This is a genomic window from Streptomyces sp. a15 (assembly GCF_059026085.1).
In genome coordinates this window covers 1-19753 of record NZ_JBWLKM010000004.1, presented here as the reverse complement: position 1 = coordinate 19753, position 19753 = coordinate 1, and the positions used below count along the sequence as shown (strand labels likewise).

Genomic DNA, 19753 nt, shown 5'->3' with positions numbered 1-19753 from the left:
TTCCCTTCGAAAGAGCACCCTCATGTCCCGCACCGCCAGCCCGACCGCGCAGGACTTCGTGCCCTTCGCCACCGCCGCGCTCGACTTCCACCGGGCGCTCAACATCCCGGGCGGCCCGCTGGTCACCAGCCGGGCCGAGCTGGACACCCTGCACGCCCACCTCGTCGCGCTGTACGGGCTGCTCGACGCCCACACCGGACGCACCGGGCAGCTCGTCGCGGTCGAGGGCGACCAGCTCCGTACCGCCCGCACCCGCATCTGGCAGGCCGCCGAGCACCTCCACACCGCCTACCACGCGGCGCCCCGGCCAAACTCCGGAGAGATCCCCGCACCCGAGGCGTGCCAGGCCGGCCTTCCGGAGGGAGCACCGGGACTGACCATCTGCCAGCGCCATCAGCGCACCGCTCATCTCGTCCGGCGGCGCACCACCCCGGCCGACCTGCACGCCCCGTTCACCGGCCTCGTCCGCCGCTGACCCGCCCCTCATCTGGAGAAACGCTCATGCCCCGTACCCGCGCCAGCGCCTCCCCTCTGTTCGTGCCCCGTAAGACGACACGCGCCGAACAGCGGGCCGCCCGAGCCGGCTTCACCGAAGCCCGCCGCCAGGCACGCCTCGTCGGAAACCCGCCCAAGCACCGCGCCGAGCAGACCCTCGACCCGGATCTGCGGCCCACCTACCCGCTCGCCGGTCGCCCGGGTCCGGCCTCCGCCCGCGGCGGCAAGCTCGCCCTGCCCGCCCACCGGATGACCACCGCCACAGCCAGCGGCGCATACCCGTTCGTGGCCGAGGGCGGCCTGGGCGCCGAAGGGGTGTTCATCGGCCGCGATGTGCACGCGGAGGCGGCCTTCTGCTTCGACCCGTTCTCGCTCTACAACAGCGGCAGGGTGGAGGGCTTCACCAACCCCAACGCGGTCCTGGCCGGCATCATCGGCATGGGCAAGTCCGCGCTGGCGAAGTCGATCGCCACCCGGTCGATCGCCCACGGCTACCGGATCTACATCCCCTGCGATCCCAAGGGGGAGTGGACCGGTGTCTCGCAAGCCCTCGGCGGCTACAGCATCGCCCTGGGCCCGGGGCTCCCCGGCCGGTTGAACCCGCTGGACGCTCCGGCCCGCCCCGCCTCCGTGAGCGAAGAGGACTGGTTCACGGAAGTTCGCAAGCGCCGTCTGCTGCTGCTGGCCAGCCTCGCCCGCACCGTCCTGAAGCGCGACCTGCTGCCGATGGAGCACACCGCCCTCGACCTGGCCCTGGATCTGGTCGTCGCTGACGCCGCCGCCCGGGGCACGGTGCCGCTGCTCGGCGCGATCGCGCACGTACTCGGCTCCCCCGAACGCCTCGACCAGGCCCTCGGCCACCAAGCGGGGCACCTCGGTTCAGCCGCCCAGGACCTCGCCCATGCCTTGCGACGTCTCGTGCACGGCGACTTGAGCGGCATGTTCGACGCGCCGAGCACCGTGTCGTTCGACCCGACCACACCGATGCTGTCCATCGATCTCTCCCGTCTCGGCGGCTCCGGTGACGACACGGCACTGGTGCTCGCGATGACGTGCGCGAGCGCGTGGATGGAGTCAGCCCTCAGTGATCCCGATGGTGGTCGACGCTGGGTGATCTACGACGAGGCGTGGCGGCTGATGCGGCACGTCGGGCTGCTGGAGCGGATGCAGAGCCAGTGGAAGCTCTCCCGAGGGCTGGGCATCGCGAACCTGATGGTGATCCACCGCCTCAGCGATTTGCTCTCGGCGGGCGACGCCGGGTCGCGCGGCCGTGTCCTTGCCGAGGGGCTCCTCGCGGACTGCAGCACGCGCATCATCTACCGCCAGGAGCCCGACCAGCTCGCCGCCGCTGCATCTCTGCTCGGCCTGACCGGCGTCGAGACCCAGGCGGTGTCCGCCCTGACCAAGGGCCGAGGTCTGTGGAAGGTCGCCGGCCGCTCGTTCATCACCCAGCACATCCTCCACCCGACCGAGCGGGAGCTGTTCGACACAGACGCCCGCATGGCGGCCTAGCCCAACGACCAGCACAGCAACGGGAATCGATCATGTCTGCTTCTTCCACTCCTTCCTCCGGTGACAACCAGCCGTCGCGGACCACCGACCCTTTGGCGTGGCGACGGCACCTCCCGGCGTTGGCCTCGGCCGCCGCCGGGATCAACGAGGCGTGCGACGCCTGGGATGCGGTTTCGGACTCCCTCTGCGACGCGGACGGCTGGCCGCTGGACGACAAGGTCTACGGGGACGGGAAGGTCAAGCGGGACGCCGAAGCGTGGAAGCACGCCGAGGTGTTCCTCAACCACGGACCCGAGGTGCTGGCCGGGGTCCGCGCCGCCGCCGACGGCCCCGACTACGTCGAGGGGCCGATCAGTGACGACCTCCGTCGGATACGCGGGATCGACACCATCCTGTTCCGGGCGGAGGAGCTGCGGCACGAATGGGACGGCGTCATGGCGCTTATGGACGGTTCGCAGCCGAGCGTGCTCCACCTCTACCAGGAGCGTGCCGAGGAGCACCGCAACACCGAAGGCTGGCACTACTCACACGAACTGGGTTCTAAGGGACCGGCGTTGGTGCGCGTCGGCGAATACCTAGTTCACCGGGCGGACACCGAACGGCCGGCGCAGACCGAGCGGGCTCGCGTCGCCCTGACCCGCTCGACGCACAACGCCCCTGCCGGATCACCTGCTTCGCCCCAGGTCCCGCCGGCATCGCATCCGTCGGCTCCCGGTCGCTCGCGGTGATCGCTAGCACGCAGTCACGGCAGCGCCAAACCGCCCGATCACCGGATCCTCATGGACCACCGCACTCCTTCAAGCTCCACGCCCCGTCGGCTCCCGCCGTGCGGCGGGGTGTTCGCAACGGAGAACTCCATGCACCACGAAACCCCGCCCCCGACCGCCACGTCCGATCCGCGTCGCCTTCAGGCTGCCCTCTGTTCCGCGCTCGGGCAGCGCGGCCTGGAGGGCACCGTCGAGTACGGCCTCAGCGACTACATCGTCCACGCCGAGCTTCCCGACGGCAGTTCACTGATCATCTCGCCGCCGCAGGAGCCACCCTCCGAGCACCCCGAGTCCCCGGAAAGCTGGATGGTCACCCGCCACCGGTCCGTCGAGCCTGCCGTCTACGAGGTGATCTACGACTCCGAGCCGGACGGTCCGCATGCGTGCCACGGCGGCAGCGTGCCGGACCTCCTCTCCGCTGTCGACGCCTGCCTGGACCAGCTTGGCGTACCGCCACGCCAGGAGCAGGAACGTTCCGGCAAGGCGCGCGCCGCCACCGTGCTCCCGCCCGACTCCGCTCCATCCCGGGCGAGTGTCGCTCTCGCCTCTTCGCCGTCGGTCGGCCAGCGCGTGCTCCCGACCGGTCCGCCGCCGGAGTCTTCCGCGCGGGCCGCGCCGCCGTCGGCCAGTTCCTCATCCGCTCCCCGGCTCTGACCGACCTCGATCCAGGAGTCCTCCGTGCACCGCACCCTCAGAACTGATCCGCCCGCCGCCCGCACCTGTAACCGCACCCGCCTCGGATGGATCTGCCATGCCCAGCCACTACGACGTGCTGCCCGACCTGGCCTTCGGCCACCACCCCGTCCACGGCATCGTCGCCGCGAACCCGAAGAACCTCGCGGCCAGCACCTGGATGCTCAAGGGATTCGACTTCCATCCCGTCCCCGACCAGCCGACGTTGTACGCGCTGGCCGACCAGAACCGTGACGGACACGGCCGTACGAGCCGGGCCATCGAGCTGCTGCGCAAGGCCGGCTACCAGGTCGATGTGGACGTCGCACTTGACCCTGCGCTGGCGCCCGAAACGGCACAGGTACGCGACCGCGGTCCGCTCGGTGAACCAGACGTCGCCTTCGCCGATCACCCGCAGCTCGGCATCGTTGCAGCCCTCGACGACCGTGTCTCCGGCCTCAGCGGGCTCGCGCTGGTGGAGGACGGCTGGCGGCACAACTCGAGCCTGGACATCTACACGCTCCCCGCGACCACCGATCGCGTCGAGGCGCTAGGGAAAGTCGCCGACGCCACGGTGGCCCTGCACCGTTCGGGGCTCCAGGTCGCAGTGCAGCCCCGCCTCGCTCAAGAGGTGACGGCTCGGCCCCGCCCTGCTGCCACGCCGACCGCCGACCGTGAGCGCGTCCGTGGTCCCGCTCGCGCGTCTCCGTTGCGCGCCGCCGCGCTCGCCGCCAGCCCGGCGTGTGCCGGTATCCCGGGCAGGGCACCGGTCCCCGCCGCCGTCACCACACCGGCGGTCCGGCCGGTTGACCCCCGCGTCGCGTACTCCCGTGACCGCTGATCCAACTCCTCAAGGAGGCCCTTCCATGGCCGTTATTGGTAACTGCGGCTAACGCAGCTTGATGAACGCCTCTGCCGAGGAGCTAGCGACCTCTGAGGAAGTCCTCGTCGGGCTCCCAGTCTTCCTCAGGGATTTTCTGGGTCTCAGGTTCGAAGCCGAGGAAGACTCGGCGGTTCGTCTCCACCAGCGTCTCCTTCCCAAGATCTCCCAGTTCCTGGAGCTCTTCGCCTTGGACTTGTAGGTCACAGGCAAGGCACCAGAAGGTGCCAGGGGTGAATCGGGCTAGCTTCGTCTCCTCGTTGAGCATGGTGGTGCCGTGCAACCACGCCCTCGAATGACACGCGGGGCAGGGTTTCTCGACGCAGTCCCTTGCCCGAGCGGGACGGCGGGTCGCGGCGGCCAAGACCGCGATGCGCTCCTGAGGGCCGAGGTGTCCGAAGCGGTGCTCGAACGTGGTTCGGGCTTGAGCAAGCTTCTGCTGCAGCTGAAGGGTCGTGTCCTGTATCCGCTCTCGGATCAGTTCGTCATGAAGATCCTGGTAGGGGCCCCAGTAGGCGGCGGGAGAGATGTTCAGCTCAACCAGGAGCGGGTCTAGCAAGCGCAGGCAGGTGGTGAAGACGGTGCGGACGTCCGTGACCTCGTGGAGGCCGCTGTGCGCGACTCCATTTCGTGCGTTGGCTAGGGGAATCAGGTCCTGCTGGCTAATGGGGATCTTGTTCCGGAGGATCCGGTAGGTGCGGGAGTGTGCCTCGACCAGCCCAATTGTCTTGACCTTGGTGATTGGTGCAGAAGCATGTCCGCCCTGCCCAGCGGCGTGCAGAAGGGAGTCGAAGTCCTTCCCCTCGACCACCAGACTCGGGTGCAAAGAGACGAGGAATGCCTTCAGTAGGTGCTCGGCGGCGATCCCGGCATGGTGGACCGCGAAGTCGTACGACTCCGAGCCGTGGGAGAACGCAGCAAGAGCCGCTGCCATCCATCTCTGCGAAGAGACCTGAAGTCGTTCAGCATCCATGCATTGGACCCTAGGACCCCTGGTGCCGGTGAGGCACCGGGTTTCTTGATCAAGGGCTTGAAGATCACGTCCGCGGATGAGGCCAGTCGGGGAGTTCTGCCGCGTATCGAGTCCAGTTGCCGCCGAACTTCGTCCAGGCTGTGGCGGTCTCGATGCTGATCCCGAGCAGGGCACGACCAGCGAAGCGGAGTGGGCGGAGATCGAGGAGAACGCTCGTACGGTGACCCGTGCCGGGTGGTGGATAGACCAGAGGTCGTCCGAGCCCGAAGACCTCACCGAACTGCTCCGAGCCGCCACCGGGGCCGACCGGCCGACAGAGAATCCCTTCTTCTGACCGACCGGGTGCCCTGCTGCGGCGGGGCACCCGGCTGACCGCCACCGTGCGGCCTCTACCAGCGATTCTCGGCCGGACCAAACGCCGGATTTGCCGGACGCTCTGCCCACTGGCCCACCTCCAACGGGTCCTTCGCTCCCTCTGCCCCGGAGACTTCCGTGCCTACCTCGATCACCATCACGTCCGAGTTCAGCGGCAGCGTCGTTGCCAAGGGCGCTACTGATGACCTCTCCGCGCAGCTCCTCCGTCATGCCGGTTTCAAGCAGATCGACGACTGGCACGGCCGACGCCATCGCCTGCCCACCACCACTCCGCTCGCCGACCAGGTCGCCATCGCCAGCCATGCGGCCGAGATGCTTCGAGCCGCTCGCTATGACGTCACCCTTCCGCCGTCTCTCGACACGGCCCGGATGAGCCCTCCGGTGCATGCGCTGGGGCCCTACGCCGCCGGAGCCGAACTTCTCAGCATCACGGACCAGATCCGTGCGGCCGAAGACGGAGCCAGCCTTCAGCGGGCAGTTGACCACCTCCTTCACCCCGAGCACGGTGCGCTGGAGCGTGTCCGGGAGGCGCTGGAAGCAGCGGGAGAACAGGTCAACGACCTGGACGACGACGCGTATGCGCTCGCCGACCGGTTCGGCTTCGCCTCGGAGTTCGTCAGCTCAGCCCAGTCTGAACTCGTCGATTCCGAGGCCGAGCTACGCCGCGTCGGCGCCTATTCGACGAGTTACTCGGCAGCACGGACCGTCCGTGATCACCGTGGTGCCACTCTGACCACTTCTCCTGCGGCGAACCAGGCCAAGGTCTCCTCGGCGTCCAGTTCCCAGATGCCGCCGCACACCACGGCGGGTCACCCGCCGCGCGCCTCAGCCCCCCGACGGTGACCCTGGCCGCTCTCTTCGCCGCCGGTCACCGCAGCACCTCTCCCAGCGCCTCGTTCTGCCAGCCGACCCGCTGAAACGTGCCGCTTCCGACGTCCAGGAGTACCCCCATGAGGTGCACGAGAGCCGAGCCCGCTTAGCCCCCGCCCGCTCGCACACCTAAGGAATTGCCGTGCCTTCCCCGCGCACCAGCGCGCCCTCGACCACCACCGGGTCGGACGCGCTCCTCTACCTCCTGTTCGGCATCCTCGGCGCCGCCATGGCCTTCGGCTCCCTGGCCTGGCTGACCGGAAATCTCACCAACACCTTCGTCGGGAGCGGGACATGGGCCCCCTTCCGCGTAACGGACGCGCTGCTGCACCCGGAGGTGCTGTGGCCGGCCTTGAGCACCAGCATGCTGATGATCGGCGCCCGCGTCGTCCCCGCCCTGTTCACCGTTGCCCTGGTCGTCACCGCTGCCGTGCTGTGGATGCGCTGGCATGCCGGGTCCAAGTCCGGCCTCGCCCGCAAGGCGGACCTGGCGCCGCTGCTGGACAAGGAGATCGTCGCCAAGGCGAAGAGCCTGCGCCCGAGCCTGGGCGGCCGGGAGAGTAAAGAGGTCCTGCCCGCTGACCGCGGCATCCTGCTCGGCACCCTCGATCCCGGTCGTGCGGAGGTCCGCGCGTCCTGGGAGGACGTGATCGTCGCGATCATGGCCCCACGTTCCGGCAAGACGTCCGGGCTGGCGATCCCCGCGATCCTCTCGGCACCGGGCCCGGTCCTGCTCACCAGTAACAAAGCCGCGAACGACGCCTTCACCACCACGGTGGACGTCCGTGCCGAGGTCGGCACGATCTGGACCCTCGATCCGCAGCAGATCGCCCACCACCCGCGCGGGATGTGGTGGGACATTCTCGCTGACGCCCGCGATCTCGCCGGGGCTAAGAGGTTGGCGGGGCACTTCGTGACCGCGAGCGTGGACGAGTCCAGCGGCTCCGACTTCTGGTCCACCGCCGCGAGCAACACCCTCGGTGCCCTCTTCCTCGCCGCCGCGTCCCACCGGCGGCCGATCACCGACGTCCTGGCCTGGCTCGCGATGCCGGCCGACCGCACCCCGGTGGACCTGCTCACCGACGCGGGCCACCATGCGGTCGCCGCCCAGCTCCAGGGCACCGTCTCCGGCGCGACCGAAACGCGCGACGGCATCTATGAGACCGCGAGGCAGTACGCGAGCTGCCTGCTCGACCCGGACGTCGCCGCCTGGGTCACCCCCAACGACGACCTTCCCGAGTTCCAGCCGTTCGCCTTCGCCACGTCCCGTGACACCTTGTACCTGCTGAGCAAGGACGGCGGCGGCAGCGCGTCCGCGATCATCGCGGCAGCGGCCGACGCCGTGATGCGCGCGGCCGTGATCGTGGCCGAGCGCTCCGGCGGGCGACTCGACCCGCCCGCCCTGTGCGTCCTCGACGAGGCGGCGAACGTCTGCCGCATCTCGGACCTCCCTGATCTCTACAGCCACCTGGGCAGCCGAGGCGTCATCCCGATGACGATCCTGCAGTCCTACCGTCAGGGCCAGCGGTGCTGGGGCGAGGCCGGTATGGACGCCCTGTACTCCGCCGCCACCATCAAGATCATCGGATCTGGCATCGATGACGCGGACTTCGCCGACCGGCTCAGCCGTCAGGTCGGCGATCACGACGTCCAGACCACCTCGGTGTCGACCAGCGAGGGCGGCAAGTCCACCTCGGTGAGCATGCGCACGGAGCGGATCCTTCCGCCGGACGCCATCCGCGCCCTACCCAAGGGCAAGGTTCTGCTGCTGGCCACCGGCATCCGGGTCGCCATGCTCAACCTCAAGCCCTGGTACAAGGAGCCCTCCGCCAAGGTGGTCGGCCCGGCTTCCGCCCGCGCCACGAAGGCCATCACCGAGCGCGCCCTCGCGAAAAGCATCGACCAGGACGATCTTGGACTGTCGGCATGAGCGCGCCCACACCACAGCAAGGGCGGTTGGCCCACGCTCCGGTCGTCCTGCGCGGTGGCTGGTGGTGGCTTGACGGCGGGGCCGACTCGGTCCCCGCCTCCGATCCCGCCTTCACCGCCGTCCTGGACGACTTCGCGCTGTCGATGGCCGCTGCCGACCAGGCAGTCACCAGCCTCCTCATCCGGCAGGACGAGGCGTCCTGCGTTGATCCCGGAGGCCGGCGGTGAACCCACTGATGAGTGCCGAGCAGGCGGTCCTCGGTGCCGCACTCCTCGACCCCGAGCAGCTCACGCACCTGGAGTGGCTCGCTGCGGACCACTTCTATCGGCCCGTCCACCAAGCGCTGTTCGCCGCCCTCCGCAAGCTGCGCAACGACGGGCATCCCGCGCTCTCGGCCGATGGTCCGTTGCCGCTGTCGTGGGTGACCGACGCGGTCGAGGAGGCCGGACAGCACGTGCGCGGGCTGACCGCGGCGTACGCCCACACCCTGATCCAGGCGTGTCCCCGAACCGAGCACGCCCCGGTGTACGGACGCATGGTGCTGGAGGGGGCGATTCACCGCACCGTCGCCCAGCACGCGATCCGTCTCCACCAAGCGGCTCGGGCCGACGCCGTCCAAGGCGAGGTCGAGGGAGCCTTGCGTACGGCGGACGTCCTGACCGGCGTACTCACCGACCTTGCACGACGCTGGGGAACCGACCCTCGACCGGTCCCACCCACCGCTGGGCGCTCTGCCGCCACGGACATCCCGCCTCCGGCGCAGAGCAGCCAAGTCGCCAAGGACGAGCGGTTCCTCCTGGCGGTCCTCGCCGAACAGCCGGGGGCCATGGGCGAGGTGGTGGCCTGGCTGCGGCCGGGAGACTTCGCCGACCCTACCCACGGGCAGCTCTACCGGTGCCTGGGCGCGCTGCACCACCGAGGCGAACCAATCGACCGGATCACCCTGCTCTGGGAGGCCCAGCGACGCGGTCTGCTGGCTGACGGCACTGTGTCGAGCGAGCAGCTGGCCGCCGTCTGCGAAGGCATGGTCCCCGGAAGCGCTGACTGGTTCGGACAGCGGGTGATGCGCTCCTCCGTCACCCGCACCGCCGCCGCCTCCGCGCGAGCCATCCGGACTCTGGCCCAGGACGAGGTTCTGGGGCCCGGTCGGCTGATCAACCACGCCCTGCACGAACTCGGTCCGCTCGACGAGGTACGTGCCCGCTGGGTCACCGCGAACAGCAGTCCGGCTCCGAAGGCCACGGCATCCGCGCCGCCGACGGCCGAGCCGCCGCCCGACCGAGTGAAGGCCGCCCGCGCCCGCAGCACACCACGCCCAGGCGCGTCACCCCCAGCCCCGGCCAGCCGTCTCCCCACGCAGTCAGCAGCCCGACCACCCTCGCGCGGCCACCCGTGAGACCCCCTCCCCACCAGCCTCTTCTGCCTCTGGAACTCGCCTTGATCTACCCCATCTCCGCAGCCGCGCCGGACCTACGCGTCACGGCCCCGAGCCTCGCCACCCCCTTGATCGGGTCTCTCTGCTCGGGGTACGGCGGCCTCGACCTGGGCGTGCAGTCCGCGCTCGGCGGCACGCTCGCCTGGCACGCCGAGGTCGACCCGAACGCCTCACGCATCCTGGCCCGCCACTGGCCCGGCGTCCCGAACCTGGGCGATATCACCGCCGTCGACTGGTGCACCGTCCCCCGGGTGTGCGTCCTGACGGCCGGCTTCCCCTGTCAAAGACGTCTCGGTCGCCGGCCGCCGGGCCGGACTCAACGCCCAGACCCGCTCCGGGCTCTGGCTGCACGTCGCCCGTGCGGTCGCAGCCCTCCGACCCTGCCTGGTTGTGATCGAGAATGTGCGCGGCCTCCTCACCTCCCCCGCCGGTTCCCCTGGCGACGTGGAACCCTGCCCGTGGTGTCTGGGAGACACCGCAGGTCAGCCTGCTCTGCGGGCACTCGGTGCCGTACTCGGATCCCTGGCCGACCTCGGGTACGACGCGAAGTGGCTGGTGCTTCGCGCCTCCGACGTCGGGGCCCCGCACCGCCGCGAGCGGATCTTCCTCGCCGCCTGGCCCGCCGGGCACCCTGCTGAAGACGCCGACCAGCAACATCGGGAAGAACGGCGGCAGCCAGCATCCATCGAAGCGGAAGAGCGGGGGGCACGGTCCGAACCTGGCCGACGAGGTCGAGTGGCTGCTGCTGCCGACCCCGAAGGCGTCGGACGGAATCAAGGGCTCGCCGAACCAGCGGCACGGCAATGGCGACATGACCCTGCCCAGCGCGGCTGCGTCTCTGTTGCCGACGCCGAGGGCCAGCGACACGGGCACCCCGGGCCGCCGCCCCGGGAAGGGATGGCGGCCTCCCTTGTCGGCGGTGGTCCTGCCCCTCTGGGCGGAGGAGACGCCGGAGGCGGGGGCGCGGACCGGCGATGGGGAGCGTACGGATCCGCCATCACCCGATGGGAGAGCCTCACCCGCCCGGCCCCGGCCCCCACAGACGCGGCCGGTCGGCTCCGCGCGGACTTCGTGGAGTGGATGCAGGGCCTCGACGCCGGCTGGGTCACCGCGACTCCGGGGCTCGGCCGTCCGGCGCAGCTCACCGCGCTCGGCAACGGCGTCGTCCCACAACAGGCTTCGCACGCCTTGCAGTTGCTGGCACCACCCTTCCCCCGCTGTCCCCGCTGCGCCGACCGATAGCGCTCCACTACCGCGATTTTCCGGCCGGACCAAACCGCTGATTCTCCGGATCCTCTCGGGCATGTCGCCGTCTCACAGATGGAGCACACCCCCATGACCGACACCAGCCCGACCTCCCCCGGCCCCGAGCCGTACCGCGTCCCCGACGCAGACCTCGACGACCTCGCCAGCACCCTCGCCAAGACCATGGCCGAGGTCAGGCAGCACGGCGTCATCCTCGACCGCCTCGGCTCCGAGCCCGACCCCGGCGCCATCCAGCCGCCGGACGGCGCTCCGGAAGCCGAGGCGGCTGACGGGAAGAAGCCCGACGGCCCCGCCTCGGTGTTCATCCTCGCCCTGGGCGGCAAGGAGTACGCCGTCGAACTCGCTGCCCTCAGCGACTGGGTGAACTACCTCTTCCTGCCGGTGTACGGCCGGGAGATCAGCACGAGCCGTCCCTGGTGCGCGCACTGGCACGAACACCCCGAGGCCGTCGCCCGGCTCCACGCACTCTGGCTCGCCTGGCAGCAGTTCACCGACACGGAGGCCGGCCTGTCCGGCCCCTCGACCTGGCACCGCGACCACCTGGACCAGACCCTGGCGCACCTGCGTGCGCCCGACGGACCGTTCGCGGCCTGCACGACCAGCGCAACTCGCCCCAATCACCGGGTGCTGGCCACCCCGGCGCCCGAGCAGGCGGGGGTGGCGGCGTGAACGACGTTCTCGACTTCGGCCTCGACGATCTCTCGCCGGTCGACGACGACTCCGAGGAGGCGATGGAGGCTCTCTGGGCTGGCGACCTGACGGTGCTGTCCCAGCACCACACCACACCCAACGGTTCGCACAGCTTCGTCCTCGCCCACGACCGATCGGTCACCTGGGGGATACCCGGCGAGCCACAGCTCGTTGCGATCGCGGTCGCTCGGGATCTGCGGCAGTCCACGTTCACGTTCGAGACGAGTCACCACGCCACGGCGTCCTTCGCACAGAACTGGCTGGCAGAACGCGGCTGCCCGCTCGAACGGATCGCACTGCACGGTGGCGACTACATCGAGCCCGCCGACGACCTCACCCTCCAGGTGGAACAGCAGATCCAGAAGTCGGGCACCCGCTACGAGGTCCTCGACACCTACACCTCTGACGACAACCCCAGCGAGGCGTGGACACTCGTCAACGACTCCCAGGCCACCCAGGCACCGGTTCACCTCTTCTACGAGGAGTGGAACCACGGTGCCGGCACGTACACGATGCGCGAAGGCGCCTTCCCCGACGTCGGCGTCGCCCAGACCTGGCTGGACGAGCGCAGTGAACCGCTGCCCGAGCCTCCGGAGTACAGCGACCACAACGGTGCTGTCGTCCGGGCCCGCATCGCCCGCATCGCTCTTTCCCGGTCCGCCGGCACCTCTCCGACACCGCAGACCGGGCTCGACGCGCCCCGTGCGACAGCGGCGGCACCGGTCCAGCGTGCGGTCCAGGGGAGGCTGCTGTGAGCCGTGCCCGCTTCGCCTTCGCCGCGCACCCTGACGCCATCGCCGACCTGCGGGAACTCCCCTCTGAGATGCGCGATTTGGCCTTGCTGGAGCTGCAGAACCTGGTCCACGGAAGCGACGACTGCTTGCCGTTGAAGGGCCGCCTCGCCGGCTTCCACAAGGTGTACGTCGACCCGGAGGTCTCTTACCGGCTGGTCATCCAGTTCCGCCAAGCGCCACCGACCTCGACCCACAAGCGCGAGATCTACCTCGTGGCGGCTGGCAGCCGGAAGGACTACGCGGTCTACCGCGCGGCCCACCTACGGACCGAGCCCCAGCAAGGGGTCGGCCCGGACTCCGCCACGGAGGCCCGCGTGCAGGCCGCCCGGTCTCGCTCGACGCTCACCACCGAACGGCCGACAACGGGCCGCGCGGCTGCCCCGTCACCAGCGCCGCCCTCGGCCACTGCTTCTCGAAAGGCCACCCATCGATGACCAACGACCGTACTGCGCGGACCCGTTCAGAACTGGCGGATCTCCTCACCGAGGCCGCTCAGAACGTCGGCGGCATCCCTGCCGCCGAGTACCCGACGGCCGCCGCCCGCTCCTACCTGCATCCCGTCTTGGGTCCGCTGGCCGCTGGGCCCCGCGTGATCACCGAGCTGAACGACCGGTTCGAGGGCTTCGTGGCCATAGAGCCACGCCCTGCTGGTTCGGCGGGCCTGTTCGCTCTGGCCTCCTACGCCTCCGCGCTGGGGTGGCTCACCGAGTCGTTCGCCGAGCTGACCTCCTCGGTCGACGAGATCTGTACCCGCGTGGGCATACCCACGGAGCCACGCGCCCCGATCGCCGCCGCGCCCGGTGGTACTGAGCGGGACGACGAGTTCGACTTCGCCTTCAACGCACTTGAGTTGGAGGCGGTCCGCAACGCAGCCGAGGCCGCCGGCCTCGCGCCGGACGACTACGTCGAGGTTCTCTCCCAGTCGCTGCTCGCCGCCGCCCGGATCACCGACGCCTGCATGGAGATCTCCAGCGGCCTGCTCGATGACGCCGATCTCCTCAGCGAATTGAGCGACCGCCCTCGGCTCGACAACGATCCCGGGAGCCTGCCCGCTCTGGTCCGCTCCCTGCTCGCCCGGATGGAGACGACGGAGTGAACCCGTACGACGCAGACACACACCCTGGGCCTTATCTCGTCGTCGAAGTGCTCGGTGTCGGGGATGTCAGCGTGCACGCCCTCGCACATGGTCCGGAGGAGCCGCTGCACCAGGCCGCTACACGCGTCATCGAAGCCGCAGCGGCGCTGGACGAGCGACACGAGAGCGTGCTCAACGCGGTCCAGCGCGCTCAGCGGCTGCTCGAAGGCACTGGTCGCGGTGAAGTCGGCCGAGCCCAGGTGTCGTACGCGCTGCTGCAAACAGCTCTACCGGACCTCGGAGACGGCCTGGCCCAGCAGGACCGGGCATACAGCCAGCTCGTCGAGTCCCTGTCCGCCTACCGCCGGCTTCTTTCCTCGCCGGAGCCTGCTCAACACGCGAGCAACAAGAGCCATGGGCCGGGCCAGGAGACGAGGCCCCACCGGGACGACGACTGGGCCGTTGCCGGGGAGCGCGGGCTGGTAGCCCTCGGAGTGGTTGCGGCCGGAGGTGTTCGCTTTCGCCGCAACGCGATCGGCGAGGACCCGTACATCTCGCGGGAGAGGGCCCAGTGGCAGGACCCGGCGGTCTTCCCGCAGACCGTGCAGCGGCTGGTCGCCGACGGGCTACTGCATCAGGACATCACCGAGAACGTGTACCGGCCCGGCCAGCTCCTCTCGCTCACTGCGCAGGGGGAAGCCGACCTGCGTCACCGCACATCCAACCGCCACGACCGCCAACCCGGCGAACCCATGCGGTCAGAGCACTAGGGACCGCCACCAGCGCCCCTTGGCCCCGCTGCCACTGTCCGCAGACGGCGTCCGCCCGCCGAGGAAGGGGCGAAACAGGAGCACTTTCCAGTACTCCTGTTCAACCCCGGACCGAAGCCCCCATCTAACTACTGATCGTTGCCGCTCCCGTTGGCGAAGGCGACGTGAATGGAACCCCGGGGGTCGGCGTCACCCGACGAAGCCCAGCTCCCTGGCGATCAGCATGCGCTGCACCTCGCTGGTGCCCTCGCCGATCTCCAGGATCTTGGAGTCCCGCCACATCCGGGCCACCGGATACTCGTTCATGAAGCCGTAGCCGCCGTGGATCTGCGTGGCCTCGCGGGCGTTGTCGACGGCGACCGTGGAGGAGTAGAGCTTCGCGATCGCCGCCTCCTTCTTGAAGGGCTCCCCGCCGATGAGGCGCGACGCCGCGTCCCGCCAGCCGACCCGCGCCATGTGCGCCCGCATCTCCATGTCGGCGATCTTGAACTGAATCGCTTGGTTCGCCCCGATCGGCTTCCCGAAGGCGTGCCGCTCCTTGGCGTACTTCACGGACTCGTCCACGCAACCCTGCGCGAGACCCGTCGCTAGCGCGGAGATGGCGACCCGGCCCTCGTCGAGAATCCGGAGGAACTGGGCATATCCTCGACCCTCTTCACCGAGGAGGTTCGCCGCCGGGACCCGCACGTCCGAGAAGGAGAGCTCGCGCGTGTCCGAGGCGTTCCAGCCGACCTTCGAGTACGGCGCCGCGACCGTGAACCCGGGCGTCCCCGACGGCACGATGATCGAGGAGATCAGCGGACGGCCGTCCGGCTTGCGGCCGGTGACGGCGGTGACCGTGACCAGGCCCGTGATGTCCGTACCGGAGTTGGTGATGAAGCACTTGGAGCCGTTGATCACCCACTCATCGCCGTCCCGCACCGCGGTCGTGCGGGTGCCGCCCGCGTCCGAGCCGCCGTCCGGCTCGGTCAGACCGAAGGCACCGAGCAGTTCACCGGAACAGAGCCGGGGCAGCCACTCCTGCTTCTGCTCGTCCGTGCCGAAGAGGTGTATCGGCATGGCGCCCAGCGAGACACCCGCTTCCAGTGTGATCGCCACGGAGGAGTCGACCCGCGCCAGCTCTTCGAGCGCGATGCCGAGCGCGAGATAGTCACCGCCCATGCCGCCGTACTCCTCGGGGAAGGGCAGGCCGAACAGGCCCATGCGGCCCATCTCGCGGACGATCTCGTACGGGAACTCGTGGCGCTCGTAGTAGTCGCCGATCTTGGGGGCAACGACGTCGTGCGCGAACGCCTCGATCGTGCTGCGGAGTTCCTCGTGCTCGGGGGACAGATGGTGGTCCATTCTTCTCCTCATTTGCGACTTGCAAGGTTTGGTCACTACATAAGTGCTGCATGTGAGGGAGTCGGCCGGCCCGCTGCAGCAGCTCGACATCACACGCAGAGAACCGCGACCGTCGCCCAGGCTCTTTTGCTGGTGGTCTGCGCGGTCACGTCTGTCTCGCTAGCCCTGTCTTCGCTGATTGTTCTATCCCTTCGTTCTCCAGGCATGGCCAGGTTCCGTGTGGCGCTCGGAGCGCGGCTGCGGGGCCCCCGACAGCCGATCCGGGCGGCCGCCGCCGCGCGAATACGCTCTTCGCCGGCCTGTAGCGGGATGCCCAGCGGTCTCTTGACCCGCCCCCGTCACGAGCGCCCGGCTGCGTCCTCGCCGGGCCCGCGGCGCGGCAGGCGTGGACGCGGGAGAGGGGCGGTCGTTCCCTGTGCGTAGCGGGGGTGCCGCTGCGCCCGAAGCTCGCGGCGTCGGGTTACTTCACCGGGCCTCCCTTTATCGCGTCGGCTATCCGGTCGAGCGCCTGGAGGAGAACGGGCCATGAGGTTGCGAAGCCCAGCCGGACGAAGTCCTTGCTGACCGGCCCGAAGTCGGCACCCTCCATGGCCGACACTCTGGCTGCCCGCGAGATGAACTCCGCAGGGCCTGCGTTGCCCTGGCCGAGCCACTCAGGCAGTTCCAGCCACGACAGGTACGAAGCCTCTGGCTCGACGTAGCCGATGACGGGCAGCTCGGTGCGGGCGAAGAGGCTGACGACGTCGCGGTTTCCGGCTAGATAGTCGATCACCGAATCCAGCCACTCTGCGCCGTCGAGATACGCGGCCATCGCCGCGACAGCCCCCAGGGTGGAGGTTGAGTTCGACGTCGAGCGCAGCATCTCGGAGCCATCCCATGCTGCCACGGCGTTCCGGTGCGGCAGGATCACTTCTGCACACTTGATGCCGGAGATGTTCCATGCCTTGGACGCCGAGGTGATCGTGAAAGTGATGCTCGACGCTGATTCACCAGGCAGCGAGGCGAAGGGGAGGTGCGTGGCGGAGGGGTAGGCCAACGGGGCATGGACCTCGTCACTGATCACCATGCCGCCGTGCCTGCGCACCAGCTCCGCCAGCTGTACTAGCTCACCCTCCTTCAGAACGGACCCTGTCGGATTGTGCGGGTTGCACAGGACGACGAGACACGGGCCCTCGGTCTTCAGATGGCCCTCTACACGCTCCAGGTCGAGTGTGAAGGCGGAGGGTTCCCGGAGCAGCTCCACGCCAATGCTCCGGCGGCCCAGGGCATCGGCGATTTTGAAGAACTTCGGATACGCCGGCGTCATGACCATTACCGGCCACTCGGGGTTGATGTACTCCGTCATGATCCGGAACAACGCGGTGACGACGTCTGGCACCAGCCGGACCATTTCGGGGTCCACCGACCACCCGTAGCGGGACTTCTGCCACTGGGCGCTCGCGACACGTGTAGCCAGTGACCGGGCCGGCGACAGATAACCGTGCACACCGGACCGCAGCGCGTCGTGGACAGCGTCGACGACGACAGGCGCGGTGCCGAAGTCCATCTCGGCGACCCCGAGGCCAATGTTCGCGGGGCCCTGTTCAGTCCACTTGAGTTCCGCAGGCTTGAACGAATCCGCGTCGAACTCGACCGGCATGAGCTCAGGCTCCCTCGGTCCGGGCACGGCCAGCGATACATGCGCTCAGCCGGCCCTTGAGGTCACGGACCTCAGCGGCGTCGCGCCCGAGGACCACGGACTCAGTGCCGCCTCCCAGGTCGGAATTGCCCGCCATCGGCACGACGCCCGTCCGGGTGTCCGGGTCGAACGCCAGGCGCGACTCGTCGATCAGCGAAACCAGCTGTTCGAAGGGGACAGGATCCGTGCCGAGGGCCGAGGAGACCAGGCCGTGGTCGGCGTAGCCGTGGCCGAGCAGTCTGTCCCCAACCTCGTGGTAGACGAGGCTTCCGCCCCAGCGGGCGTTGATCTCGTGGAAGTAGATGTGACCGGCCACGGTGACCAGGCCGTCAATGTTGACGTGTCCCCGATAGCCGATTTGCCGGACCAGGTCGAGGAAGGTCCGGGCGTGGCCCACCACTTCGGTGTGGGCGCCCGGTTGCCGAGGTGCAGCTGCAGGTCGAGGCCGACCCACCGCGGGCTCTCGGACGCGGATTCGTTCGCCTCCGTGCCACTACTCTCGGGCGAGTAGCGGATCATCCCGCCGTTGAGGAACGTGACGTCCTCGTCGGATATGAAGAACTCCAGGTAGAAGCGCTTACGTGCTTCCTGGTAGCTCTCGACCACGAGCAGGGAGTTGGATTCGTCGGAGAGTTCGTCCCACAGCTCGAGGGCGAGGGCTTCGACGTCTACGGAGCCGATGAACCGGGAGTACCGGGTTCCCGGCAGCGAGGCGCCCTGGAGGGTGGTAAGACCGACGTTGCCGTGGCCACCGCCACTGCGGTCCTGCTTCACGATCGCCATGCCGGTCTCGGCCACGTTTGCGGTGATCGCCCTGGCGAGTTCGCCGGAAGACCGGACAACGTTTCCCGGGGGAAGGGGAACGCCTGCTCCGGCAGCAAGCCTGCGGAACGTGGACTTCAGGTTGAGCATGTCCACGCCGTTCTGGTCGGCGAATCCGCTCCCGGCGGCCGGTGCGAGGCCCAGAGCGTCAGCGAGTTCGGCCACGCCCTTGGTGAATACGCAGGGGAACAGCGACCACTGTGCCGGGTCTGTACCGACGAACGGGCGCAGGCGGGACACGAATGCCTCGTCGGTCAGGGCGCTGTCCGACAGCAGATGGTCCACGGGCACCACGTTGATGCGGCTCCCGTCCACCCCGGCCAGCGCACTGTAGTGCTTGATGTGTTCAGGGCCCACGGAGTCCGGAACGACCAGTACGTCGCCCTCGGACGCGTGCCACAGGAAGCGGCAGCTGGTGTCCCCTCCCGTCTTGGTTCCCACGGGAAACCCCGAAGCGGATCGAACGTTCTCGGCGTAGTCGGCGCGAAAATTGGCCAACACAATTTTAGGCATCGTCGTCCAGTCCTCTGAGAGGTTGTCTCACGTGGTGAGTTTTGCGAGCTTCTTGTAGCAGGTGAGGGCGGCGGCCAGGCCGAGGAAGGCGAGGAAGTGGGAGCCCTTTCGTTCGTATCGGACGGTGAGGCGGCGGTAGCCGAAGAGCCAGGCGATGGACCGCTCGATCTTCCAGCGGTGCCGGCCAAGTCGTTCGCCGGACTCGATGCCCGGTCGCGCGATACGTGGGACCAGCCCTCGTTCACGCAGCCAGGTCAGGTGGGCGGCGGAGAAGTACGCCTTGTCGGCGCGGAGTTTGACCGGGCGGCGCCGACGGGGGCCGCGTCGGGAGCGGATGGCGGGGATGCCGCGGATCAGCGGCTTGAGGGCCAGACTGTCGTGCATGTTCGCGCCGGACACGGTCACGGTGAGCGGAATGCCCTGAGCCTCGGACAGCACGTGCAGCTTGCTGCCCTTCTTGCCGCGATCGACCGGGTTCGGCCCGGTCAGCGAGCCCCCCTTTTCGCCCGCACCGACGCGGCATCGACGATCGCGGACGTCCAGTCGAGTTCACCCCGGGCGCCGAGTTCGTCCAGGACCGCCCGGTGCAGACGCCGCCACAGCCCGGCCCCGGTCCATGCCGTGAACCGGCGATGCGCCGTCGCGGGCGACACCCCGAACGTCTCCGGCAGATACCTCCACGCGCACCCGCTGGTCAGCACATACACCACTGCCGTGAACACGGCCCGCTCATCCAACGGCGCCGTTCCACCGCCCTGCGGGCGAGAGCTGAACGACGGCAGCAACGGCGCGACCAGATCCCACAAACCGTCAGGAACCAGCCGCCGCGACAGATCGGCACTCATGAAGAGACATCATGCCGCAGTTCACACCATCACCACGTGAGACAACC

General features: G+C 69.1%; 21 protein-coding genes and 1 pseudogene. 16 read left to right on the top strand and 6 right to left on the bottom strand.

Going from position 1 to position 19753, the window contains the following annotated elements; all coding sequences use genetic code 11:
* The first annotated feature begins 22 nt into the window (after nt 1–22).
* From AC5P09_RS06105 to AC5P09_RS06085, 5 genes are all read left to right on the top strand, one after another.
* The gene (locus tag AC5P09_RS06105) at nt 23–475 is read left to right on the top strand and encodes a DUF6238 family protein (protein WP_493872801.1); all 453 of its coding nucleotides are present in this window, start codon (nt 23–25) and stop codon (nt 473–475) included.
* 26 nt (nt 476–501) lie between these two features.
* Nucleotides 502–2007: a putative type IV secretion/conjugal transfer ATPase gene (locus AC5P09_RS06100; RefSeq protein WP_493872800.1), complete on the top strand. Its 1506-nt coding sequence runs from the start codon at nt 502–504 to the stop codon at nt 2005–2007.
* A 32-nt stretch (nt 2008–2039) separates the two neighbouring features.
* Nucleotides 2040–2735, top strand: a complete 696-nt coding sequence (locus tag AC5P09_RS06095; RefSeq protein ID WP_493872799.1) for a hypothetical protein — start codon at nt 2040–2042, stop codon at nt 2733–2735.
* Nucleotides 2736–2864: 129 nt separating this feature from the next.
* Nucleotides 2865–3428 (top strand): hypothetical protein, encoded by a 564-nt coding sequence (locus tag AC5P09_RS06090; RefSeq protein ID WP_493872798.1) that lies wholly within the window; start codon nt 2865–2867, stop codon nt 3426–3428.
* Nucleotides 3429–3525: 97 nt separating this feature from the next.
* A complete protein-coding gene (locus tag AC5P09_RS06085; RefSeq protein ID WP_493872797.1) occupies nt 3526–4287 on the top strand; it encodes a hypothetical protein in 762 nt (253 codons plus the stop codon).
* 82 nt (nt 4288–4369) lie between these two features.
* Here AC5P09_RS06085 and AC5P09_RS06080 read toward each other — a convergent pair whose 3' ends face one another.
* The gene (locus AC5P09_RS06080) at nt 4370–5299 is read right to left on the bottom strand and encodes a hypothetical protein (protein ID WP_398918065.1); all 930 of its coding nucleotides are present in this window, start codon (nt 5297–5299) and stop codon (nt 4370–4372) included.
* A 492-nt stretch (nt 5300–5791) separates the two neighbouring features.
* Here AC5P09_RS06080 and AC5P09_RS06075 point away from each other — a divergent pair, with 492 nt between their 5' ends.
* The 11 genes and pseudogenes from AC5P09_RS06075 (at nt 5792) to AC5P09_RS06025 (ending at nt 14504) form a co-directional block, all read left to right on the top strand.
* The gene (locus AC5P09_RS06075; protein WP_493872796.1) at nt 5792–6517 is read left to right on the top strand and encodes a hypothetical protein; all 726 of its coding nucleotides are present in this window, start codon (nt 5792–5794) and stop codon (nt 6515–6517) included.
* Between the two features lie 169 nt (nt 6518–6686).
* Nucleotides 6687–8474 carry a type IV secretory system conjugative DNA transfer family protein gene (locus AC5P09_RS06070; RefSeq protein WP_493872795.1) on the top strand — a complete coding sequence of 596 codons (1788 nt, stop codon included), beginning with the start codon at nt 6687–6689 and terminating at the stop codon, nt 8472–8474.
* Nucleotides 8471–8701 (top strand): hypothetical protein, encoded by a 231-nt coding sequence (locus AC5P09_RS06065; RefSeq protein ID WP_493872794.1) that lies wholly within the window; start codon nt 8471–8473, stop codon nt 8699–8701. Before AC5P09_RS06070 ends, AC5P09_RS06065 begins: the two co-directional genes overlap by 4 nt.
* Nucleotides 8698–9870 carry a DnaB-like helicase N-terminal domain-containing protein gene (locus tag AC5P09_RS06060; RefSeq protein WP_493872793.1) on the top strand — a complete coding sequence of 391 codons (1173 nt, stop codon included), beginning with the start codon at nt 8698–8700 and terminating at the stop codon, nt 9868–9870. The genes AC5P09_RS06065 and AC5P09_RS06060 overlap by 4 nt, the downstream gene beginning before the upstream one ends.
* Nucleotides 9867–10133: pseudogene (locus tag AC5P09_RS06055) on the top strand (hypothetical protein); the annotation flags it as partial. The gene AC5P09_RS06060 and the pseudogene AC5P09_RS06055, both read left to right, overlap by 4 nt.
* 121 nt (nt 10134–10254) lie before the next feature.
* Nucleotides 10255–11151: a DNA cytosine methyltransferase gene (locus AC5P09_RS06050; protein ID WP_493872998.1), complete on the top strand. Its 897-nt coding sequence runs from the start codon at nt 10255–10257 to the stop codon at nt 11149–11151.
* A 93-nt stretch (nt 11152–11244) separates the two neighbouring features.
* Nucleotides 11245–11844 (top strand): DUF4913 domain-containing protein, encoded by a 600-nt coding sequence (locus AC5P09_RS06045; RefSeq protein ID WP_459658120.1) that lies wholly within the window; start codon nt 11245–11247, stop codon nt 11842–11844.
* Nucleotides 11841–12620, top strand: a complete 780-nt coding sequence (locus AC5P09_RS06040; protein WP_493872792.1) for a glycosyl hydrolase — start codon at nt 11841–11843, stop codon at nt 12618–12620. Before AC5P09_RS06045 ends, AC5P09_RS06040 begins: the two co-directional genes overlap by 4 nt.
* Complete coding sequence (locus AC5P09_RS06035; protein WP_493872791.1) at nt 12617–13093, top strand: hypothetical protein; 477 nt, start codon at nt 12617–12619, stop codon at nt 13091–13093. Before AC5P09_RS06040 ends, AC5P09_RS06035 begins: the two co-directional genes overlap by 4 nt.
* Nucleotides 13090–13755, top strand: coding sequence for a hypothetical protein (locus AC5P09_RS06030; RefSeq protein ID WP_493872790.1), 666 nt, complete (start codon nt 13090–13092; stop codon nt 13753–13755). The genes AC5P09_RS06035 and AC5P09_RS06030 overlap by 4 nt, the downstream gene beginning before the upstream one ends.
* Entirely contained in the window at nt 13752–14504 is a 753-nt protein-coding gene (locus AC5P09_RS06025; RefSeq protein ID WP_468185370.1) for a large ATP-binding protein, read from the top strand. The genes AC5P09_RS06030 and AC5P09_RS06025 overlap by 4 nt, the downstream gene beginning before the upstream one ends.
* A gap of 189 nt (nt 14505–14693) precedes the next feature.
* On the opposite strand, the gene AC5P09_RS06020 is transcribed toward AC5P09_RS06025, so the two are convergent.
* From AC5P09_RS06020 to AC5P09_RS06000, 5 genes are all read right to left on the bottom strand, one after another.
* Nucleotides 14694–15848, bottom strand: a complete 1155-nt coding sequence (locus AC5P09_RS06020; RefSeq protein ID WP_249954427.1) for an acyl-CoA dehydrogenase family protein — start codon at nt 15846–15848, stop codon at nt 14694–14696.
* A gap of 460 nt (nt 15849–16308) precedes the next feature.
* Complete coding sequence (locus AC5P09_RS06015) at nt 16309–17487, bottom strand: MalY/PatB family protein (protein ID WP_493872789.1); 1179 nt, start codon at nt 17485–17487, stop codon at nt 16309–16311.
* Between the two features lie 4 nt (nt 17488–17491).
* Nucleotides 17492–17662, bottom strand: coding sequence for a peptide ligase PGM1-related protein (locus tag AC5P09_RS06010; RefSeq protein WP_493872997.1), 171 nt, complete (start codon nt 17660–17662; stop codon nt 17492–17494).
* Between the two features lie 14 nt (nt 17663–17676).
* Nucleotides 17677–18789: a preATP grasp domain-containing protein gene (locus tag AC5P09_RS06005; RefSeq protein ID WP_493872788.1), complete on the bottom strand. Its 1113-nt coding sequence runs from the start codon at nt 18787–18789 to the stop codon at nt 17677–17679.
* 99 nt (nt 18790–18888) lie between these two features.
* Nucleotides 18889–19706 (bottom strand): IS5 family transposase gene (locus AC5P09_RS06000; protein WP_493872787.1). Its coding sequence is split into 2 segments (ribosomal slippage): nt 18889–19364 and nt 19364–19706, totalling 819 coding nucleotides; the frame shifts between segments, so codons are not numbered across the junction.
* Between the last annotated feature and the right edge of the window lie 47 nt (nt 19707–19753).